The sequence below is a fragment of the Acinetobacter sp. AB03 genome (assembly GCF_058107045.1).
This window is the reverse complement of sequence record NZ_JBUEBA010000017.1, coordinates 1-7,223: the sequence shown is the minus strand read 5'-3', so window position 1 is coordinate 7,223 and position 7,223 is coordinate 1. Positions and strand designations below refer to the sequence as shown.

Below are 7,223 nucleotides of genomic sequence, written 5' to 3'. Positions count from 1 at the left end.
CATAAAAAAGCCGACTTGTTTCCAAGTCGGCTTTTCGGGTTTGCGTCCCCGATTTTTTATAACATAACTTTTTGAAATATAAAACTATTTTTATATGCGTTTCGTATAACGCCCATTATGTTAAATGGACATAAATCAATTCTAAAATTATCTATGATCATTCTTACTTTTACTTCAGTACTGCGGTTAGGGTGGATAGAAAAGGGCCTAACTGCTATCATTGCCCCCGAAACCCTCCAAAATAGATATCTTTCTTAATATGACACTTACGCCACCATAAGTTTATTTATCTCTTAAAACAGTAAATAACTCATCACTGTCTAGTGATGTGGTGTAGTAGCTTGTGTGTCATATATCACATCACTAGCCTTTCCTAAAATTTAAAAAAATAGGCTATTTTCATGTTATCCACTATTCGAGAACAATGGTTCTCCAATATTCGCGGGGATGTTCTTGCGGGTATTGTTGTTGCTTTGGCTCTAATTCCTGAAGCAATTGCCTTTTCAATTATTGCAGGTGTCGACCCTAAGGTAGGGTTATATGCTTCATTCTGTATTGCCGTGGTGATTTCTTTCGTAGGCGGTCGTCCAGGGATGATTTCTGCTGCAACTGGTGCTATGGCTTTATTAATGGTCACACTGGTTAAAGAGCATGGTCTGCAATACTTATTAGCAGCCACAATTTTGACAGGATTTATTCAAATCCTAGCAGGCTATCTAAAATTAGGTGCATTGATGCGCTTTGTGTCAAAGTCGGTTGTGATTGGCTTTGTGAATGCCTTGGCTATTCTAATTTTTATGGCCCAATTGCCTGAACTCACCAATGTGACATGGCATGTCTATGCGATGACAATTGGTGGTTTAGCCATTATTTATCTATTCCCCTATATCCCAGTAATAGGCAAGCTTTTACCCTCTCCCCTCATCTGTATTGTACTCCTCACGCTCTTTGCCTTGTTCATTGGTTTAGATGTAAGAACCGTAGGTGATATGGGGCAATTACCAGATACTCTTCCAATTTTCTTGCTTCCTGATATTCCTTTAAATCTTGAAACTTTAGCTATTATTTTGCCTTATTCACTGGGATTAGCAGCCGTCGGTTTGCTTGAATCTATGATGACAGCAACGATTGTCGACGATTTAACAGATACCACCAGTGATAAAAACCGTGAGTGTAAAGGACAAGGCGTTGCCAATGTCGCTTCAGGCTTCTTAGGCGGAATGGCAGGCTGTGCCATGATCGGTCAATCAATTATTAATGTGAAATCTGGTGGTCGTACCCGTTTATCTACCTTTAGTGCGGGGGTCTTCCTGTTAATTATGGTGGTGTTTATCAGTGACTGGCTCAAAGTCATTCCAATGGCTGCACTGGTTGCCGTAATGATCATGGTTTCAATCGGAACATTTAACTGGGATTCACTGCGCAATATTCGCCAATATCCCTTCTCTAGCAATATCGTAATGATAGCGACAGTGGTTGTGGTTGTTGCCACACATAACCTGGCTTATGGCGTATTAGTCGGTGTTCTTCTTTCTGCATTATTTTTTGCTAACAAAATTGAACGCTACATGGCAATTCAGTCCGAATTTAATGAACCTGAAAGTACCCGTACTTATACGGTGACGGGTCAAGTGTTCTTCAGCTCGGCAGATAAATTTACGTCTGCATTTGATTTCAAAGAAGCACTTTCAAAAGTTGTGATTGATGTTAGTCAGGCTCACTTTTGGGATGTGTCTGCGGTCGCTGCCGTAGATAAAGTGGTCATTAAGTTTAGACGTGAAGGAACAGAAGTCGAACTGATTGGAATGAATGAAGCCAGTAAAACGTTAGTCGATAAGTTTGGTATCCATGATAAGCCAGATGCTTTAGATCGCTTAAATAGCCACTAAGAGGGATGAATTATGTCAAAAATTATTGCATGTATTGATGGATCATTAGCAACAAATACCGTTTGTGATTATGCAGCTTGGTTTAGCGATAAATTGAATTCACCTCTTCAGTTATTGCATGTCATTGATAAGCCAAAAGCGAAAGCACCACAAGATTTAAGTGGTGCAATTGGTCTAGGAAGTCGAGAAACCTTGCTAAACGAGTTGGTTGAACTGGAAGAACGTAAGGGGAAAATTGAGCTAGAGCATGGCCAAATTCTTCTTCGGGAAGCAAAAAACTATCTATTGGAGAAGTTCTCTATTGATGCTCAAAGCTTTCAACGCCATGGCAGTCTTTTAGAAACAATCATGGGAATGGAAGAGGATATTCGAGTTCTTGTTATGGGTAAGCATGGAACTGAAACCGAGCACAATTCCAGTAAAGTTGGAACCCATATTGAAAATGTTGTTCGTGCTCTTCATAAACCCGTGTTAATCACATCCTCACCGTTTAGTCCACCTCAGTCATTTTTAATTGCTTTTGATGGAAGTCCTACTGCACGTATTTGTGTAGACAAAATTGCAAATAGCCCTTTATTAAAAACCCTGACAGCTCATGTGGTATATGTTGGTAAGCCAAATAGTGATATGACATCACAAGTCACTTGGGCAAAAGAGCTACTTGCAAATAATGGTTTTGATGTCATTGATAGTGTGCTTGAAGGTGATGTTGAGAAATCTATATTGGATTATCAAGAAAAAAACGTTATTGATATGATTGTGATTGGTGCATATGGTCATTCAAAGATACGCCAGTTTTTTATTGGTAGTACGACGACCAAATTGTTATCAAGTTCTACAAAACCAGTATTATTACTAAGATAATTTTTACAAGATAAAGGGATAGTTAAAAACTATCCCTTTTTTAGAATTTCTAAAATTAACATAATACACCTTATACGAAATGCGTTATAATTATCTTTAGAAATCAATGCTGTAGTTACATGATTTTAGCCCACATACCCTCTGGTGGGCTTTTTTTATGATTTTTCACGTTCCACGCCTATTATTTGATCAATGTTCCACAACTTTGTTCATATCAGTTAAACAATCGTGGTTAATCATAGGGTCTAAAAAAACGGCTCCAAAAGCCTCTTTTCTCCGGCTCCTGTTCAACGTGCTCCGGTACGGGAATCCGCTTATTTTCCCTCTGCTCCAGAGTAGTCAATCCGTCATGTTTAGCTTCTGCTGTGTCAGGTTCGGGATCTGGTTTGACTATGCTGGGTTGCACTAATTCTTGATCGGTAAACGTAGTCATATTAGGTTTTGGGGCTTCTAATAGGCGTTGCATCGTTTCAATTTGGTTTTGATAGAAAGATTCCCGATCTTTGGCATCATCAAGCTGATTTTTCAACATGTCTATCTGCTGTCTAAGCAGTAAAACTTCTGCCGAATTTGGACTGTCTACTTTTACAGATTCTTTTACATCCTGTTTTTTGACGGGTTCCCCAAAAACACGGATTGCTTCCGCTAGATCAATCTTATTCTCAGAATTTTTACTTAAAATTCCTTTCTTTATGTTGTTGTAAATCGTTTGTCTATTGATGTTGTAGAGCTTGGAAAGTTCAAGAACTGTAAGGGTTTTCATCCTGTAAACCTATGCCTAAACTTGTAAAAATAGACTGTCTATTAGACTGTCTAATAGACAAATGATCAAGTTTAAATTTTAGGCAGATGCAAAGCCAACTTTTTGAAGATAAGGGAATAATTCTTCGAATTTTTGAGCGTCTTTAAGCATTTCTGCTATGCGGACAGCAAACTGTTCGAAGGTTTCTGTACCTTGAGAGTAAATGCTCATTTCAGATAGTCTAGAGAGCTTATTGGCAAATAGGTGACGTTGAGGATCAGTTATTTTTGAGAAAAAATCTGAGAGATTTTCATTCTTAATTTCTTTTTTCGAGGCATTTTTTTTCTGTCTAAAAGTGAACGAAAATCCTGAAATGGTACGTCCTTTCTTATGTTGTTCATACTTAGCTGTTATATCGGTTAGCTCATTTATTTGATTGAGTGCGAAATCTAAAACATAGGTTTTGAAATTGCTCATAGTTTTGTATTGGTGAGATTCAACGCCTAATTGCTGTCTAAAGATAGACAGATCAAACACAGGCGTCTTTCCTGCTGATCGCCATTGAATCAGCAATTCGTAGAGCCGAATAGCATAAGAACTGGTTAGGCGTGAAACCTGCTGTAACTCATATTTAGTAAAGTTTTCTTCTAGCCTAGTTATGAGAGGAACGATATCTTGAGTGAATCTTAAAAAGACAATGCCTGACTGAGCTTCATAACCTATTTTATCAACCCAACGGCAATGGAAACTACGATCCTTACCTGTTTTAGGATTAACGTCATGGTATGTGACATATCTATCAAAGAGGCTTTTTGACGCATCTCTAAGGACTGTATAGGCAGTATGCTTTTCAACATTGAACGTATTTATATAACTACTGGCATGTACTTCCAATAAACTATTTTCTGTTATCCCATGGCCTGTTTGTCTGGCTTCAGCAATAGCTAGAAGAATTAATCGCTGTTCAACGGTATCTAACGTATAGCTAGCCTGAATTAAGGCATTATCTTTAACGACTAATTCACTCATTTCTAATAATAAATTTTTAATTAAACTAGTCTGTAAAATAGACTATTTAAATGAGTGTGTCTATTTAAATTATTAAGGTCGATAAACCTAGCTTTAAGGTCGATAAACCTAGCTTTAAAGGTCGATAAACCTAGTTTAATGGGTCGATAAACCTAGTTTAATGGATCGATAAACCTAGTTTAATGGACTCTGAAACCATTTCGTATCAAGGCTTTCAGGCTGGTTAAAAGCATTTAAAAGCATTTAAAATAATTAAAAGCATACATCATGAAAAATTGCCCTTGGTTTTCGCTTCGCTCAAACTCTATTGAATCTCGCTTTCGCTCGATTCGTTGGGGCAATTTTTTGGTTAAAGTTTCCGTGAATTAGCAAAAAGCAAAAACAACTCGGAATTCGCTTTGCTCATAGAGCTTTTTTACTCGCTACGCTCGGTCTAGGCTCAATTTTCTGCATGTGATTTACGCTTATTTAGGCTTCGCAGCCTAAAAAGCGGTTTTTCAGAGAGTCTAGGCGCGAATTTTGATTGTGTCGCTCGTAGACACTCGCTCAACTATGGGGACTCTAAGTTGAAATAATCAGGACTATTCATGTTTATGTTGGTGTTTTTCAATTTCTATCGTTGATAGTTTCTTATGATTACTTTCCCAAGTTGATAGGCCTTCAAGAACATCAAGAAATAAATTTTGTCGTTTAAAAAAATTGTTGTTCTGTTCAGTAATCTCTTTAAATATTTTACTTGTTCTTACGCTATATGCGAATTGAGTGTTATTGACAATTCTATTGGTGATTTGATCTGGTGTTTCCGAACTAATATCAATATTCAATTTTTTAAAGGCTGCTAATACTGCACCACCTAATTCATATTTGCGTCTGTTTTCCTCATTACGCTTGATTTGTGCTTCGGTAAGGGTTTTCCTCGATTTGTTTAGAACTTCGCGTTTATGCTCATTTTCGAGGCGTATACGGTCATTGAGAACCGCCTTATGGATTTTTTGATAAGACTCTAAGGCTCGCTCTAGTCTAAACCAGGTGTCTCGATCCTGATCTTGTTGGGCCAAACTTAAAATTTCAACTTCATTGTCCATTAGTTTTTGTTGGTTATGTGCTTTGAGTTTGATCTGTTCAAGTAAGATTTGGCGTTGTTGATATAGCACTCTATAGCGATCTACAGTTTTAAACTTTTTGAATATCTCTTCATCAAATTTTTCTGTAGATAATAATGAACTTAAAACATGAGATTGAATTTCTGTTAGGAACGGTAATTTTTCTAAAAACTGCTGCAATTGAATCAGATCTTCATTTGATAAAACTTTAGCAGGACGACCTCGTTTCACCATGATCAGCACCCCAAAAAACACATGAATCAGATATCAGTAGAGTAGCATATGGCGGCATGAATAAATTAAATAAAATGTGGGAACATTTTATTTAATTTATTAGCTCGTTTCCGTGTTTCTAATTCGATATAATTACTAACGCAATTATATCGAATTAGAAACACTTCTCCTCGTGCTCCGCAGGCCATTAGAGACGTAAGTTATTGATTTGTATCTATCAGAGTACTGTTGCTGCATTTTTGACATTTGTTTCTGCAATAGCGATCTACCGTTACAACATCAAAAATGTGTGTTGCTGCAAAAAAAGTGTCGTTACAACATCAAAAATAACGTGAGGGCTAGACGCAAATATGTTCTTCTGTAATCTTGAACACAACAGTAAAAATCCGCCCCAAAAAGGTGGTAAAAATAACAAGCCTAGAACGGCCAAAGAGCGCTTTCACTACATCACTCGAACTGCACAATTTGCACAACATAAAGATCATGTTCATGAACAACTTGAGTTTGTTTGCTCAGGTAATATGCCGAGCTTTGCCGAGGGGAATCCGGAAGAATTTTGGCAGGCCTCGGATCTGTATGAACGTAAAAATGGTCGAGTCTGTTCAAGTTTGGTGGTGGCATTACCAAAAGAGCTTACATCGGAACAACGTATCGAATTGGCAGAGCAGTTTATTCAAGAGTTTGCTGACCGTTATCAATATCCTTATAGCTGTGCTATCCATCATCATGTTGGTAGTCTAGGTGGTCAAGAACAACCCCATTTGCATCTGATTTATAGTGAACGCCATGTGGATGGAATAGAGCGAACACCTGAGCAGTTTTTTAAGCGTTATAACCCTGAACAGCCAGAGAAAGGGGGCGCTCAGAAATTAACAGCCGATGTATTAGGGATGGGCAAAGCACAATTGCAGTTGTACCGACAAAAAACTGAAGAACTCATTAATGACAGCTTACAGCGTTATGCACCGACCAAAGTGCTTGAAATTAGAGGGCTAAAGGTAGAGGTTCCGAATGAGGTGAGTTGTCTATCCAATGAGGATTACAATAAAAAATACGATACTAATCTGCAAGATGTGCCGATGATGAATAAGGCACTGCGGTTTGCCAAAGAAAGTGATCCAGTTCGCTATCAGCAAAAACAGGACATGATTGTAGAAATTAATCGGTTGAGAGCTGAAAATCGTTATGAGCTGTACAAACCCTACTATGAGGTAGAATTGAATAAGCAAAAGTTACTAGAGCAAGAAAAGCAGAAACAGACACAAGAAAAAACGAAAGGATTTGATGGTCCTCGTTTTGGATTTTGATAGAGCGTACAAAAATCTGTGTCAGGTAAACTGACTGTAGGACTGTAAATTGTGT

At 37.8% G+C, this 7,223-nt stretch carries 6 protein-coding genes; 3 read left to right on the top strand and 3 right to left on the bottom strand.

All coding sequences use genetic code 11. The annotated features are described in order from the left end of the window. The first annotated feature begins 401 nt into the window (after positions 1–401). A complete protein-coding gene (locus ACY3FQ_RS16880; RefSeq protein WP_005146104.1) occupies positions 402–1,889 on the top strand; it encodes a SulP family inorganic anion transporter in 1,488 nt (495 codons plus the stop codon). Positions 1,890–1,901: 12 nt separating this feature from the next. Further along, on the top strand, positions 1,902–2,753 hold the full coding sequence (locus ACY3FQ_RS16875) for a universal stress protein (RefSeq protein ID WP_002115246.1): 852 nt from the start codon (positions 1,902–1,904) through the stop codon (positions 2,751–2,753). A gap of 232 nt (positions 2,754–2,985) precedes the next feature. Here the strand turns inward: ACY3FQ_RS16875 and ACY3FQ_RS16870 are convergent, their stop codons facing one another. The 3 genes from ACY3FQ_RS16870 to ACY3FQ_RS16860 form a co-directional block, all read right to left on the bottom strand. Then, the gene (locus tag ACY3FQ_RS16870; protein ID WP_044110747.1) at positions 2,986–3,516 is read right to left on the bottom strand and encodes a plasmid replication DNA-binding protein; all 531 of its coding nucleotides are present in this window, start codon (positions 3,514–3,516) and stop codon (positions 2,986–2,988) included. A gap of 78 nt (positions 3,517–3,594) precedes the next feature. After that, positions 3,595–4,524, bottom strand: coding sequence for a replication initiation protein RepM (gene repM, locus ACY3FQ_RS16865; RefSeq protein WP_010117274.1), 930 nt, complete (start codon positions 4,522–4,524; stop codon positions 3,595–3,597). A 581-nt stretch (positions 4,525–5,105) separates the two neighbouring features. After that, positions 5,106–5,861 carry a hypothetical protein gene (locus ACY3FQ_RS16860; RefSeq protein ID WP_126039483.1) on the bottom strand — a complete coding sequence of 252 codons (756 nt, stop codon included), beginning with the start codon at positions 5,859–5,861 and terminating at the stop codon, positions 5,106–5,108. 350 nt (positions 5,862–6,211) lie between these two features. On the opposite strand from ACY3FQ_RS16860, the gene ACY3FQ_RS16855 reads away from it, so the two are divergent. After that, the gene (locus ACY3FQ_RS16855; RefSeq protein ID WP_085064994.1) at positions 6,212–7,168 is read left to right on the top strand and encodes a MobA/MobL family protein; all 957 of its coding nucleotides are present in this window, start codon (positions 6,212–6,214) and stop codon (positions 7,166–7,168) included. Positions 7,169–7,223 lie beyond the last annotated feature (55 nt).

Bases quoted from the DNA above. Each gene is read 5' to 3' on its own strand.
- ACY3FQ_RS16880 (WP_005146104.1), top strand. From the start codon at position 402: ATGTTATCCACTATTCGAGAACAATGGTTCTCCAATATTCGCGGGGAT.
- ACY3FQ_RS16875 (WP_002115246.1), top strand. From the start codon at position 1,902: ATGTCAAAAATTATTGCATGTATTGATGGATCATTAGCAACAAATACC.
- ACY3FQ_RS16870 (WP_044110747.1), bottom strand. From the start codon at position 3,516: ATGAAAACCCTTACAGTTCTTGAACTTTCCAAGCTCTACAACATCAAT.
- repM (WP_010117274.1), bottom strand. From the start codon at position 4,524: ATGAGTGAATTAGTCGTTAAAGATAATGCCTTAATTCAGGCTAGCTAT.
- ACY3FQ_RS16860 (WP_126039483.1), bottom strand. From the start codon at position 5,861: ATGGTGAAACGAGGTCGTCCTGCTAAAGTTTTATCAAATGAAGATCTG.
- ACY3FQ_RS16855 (WP_085064994.1), top strand. From the start codon at position 6,212: ATGTTCTTCTGTAATCTTGAACACAACAGTAAAAATCCGCCCCAAAAA.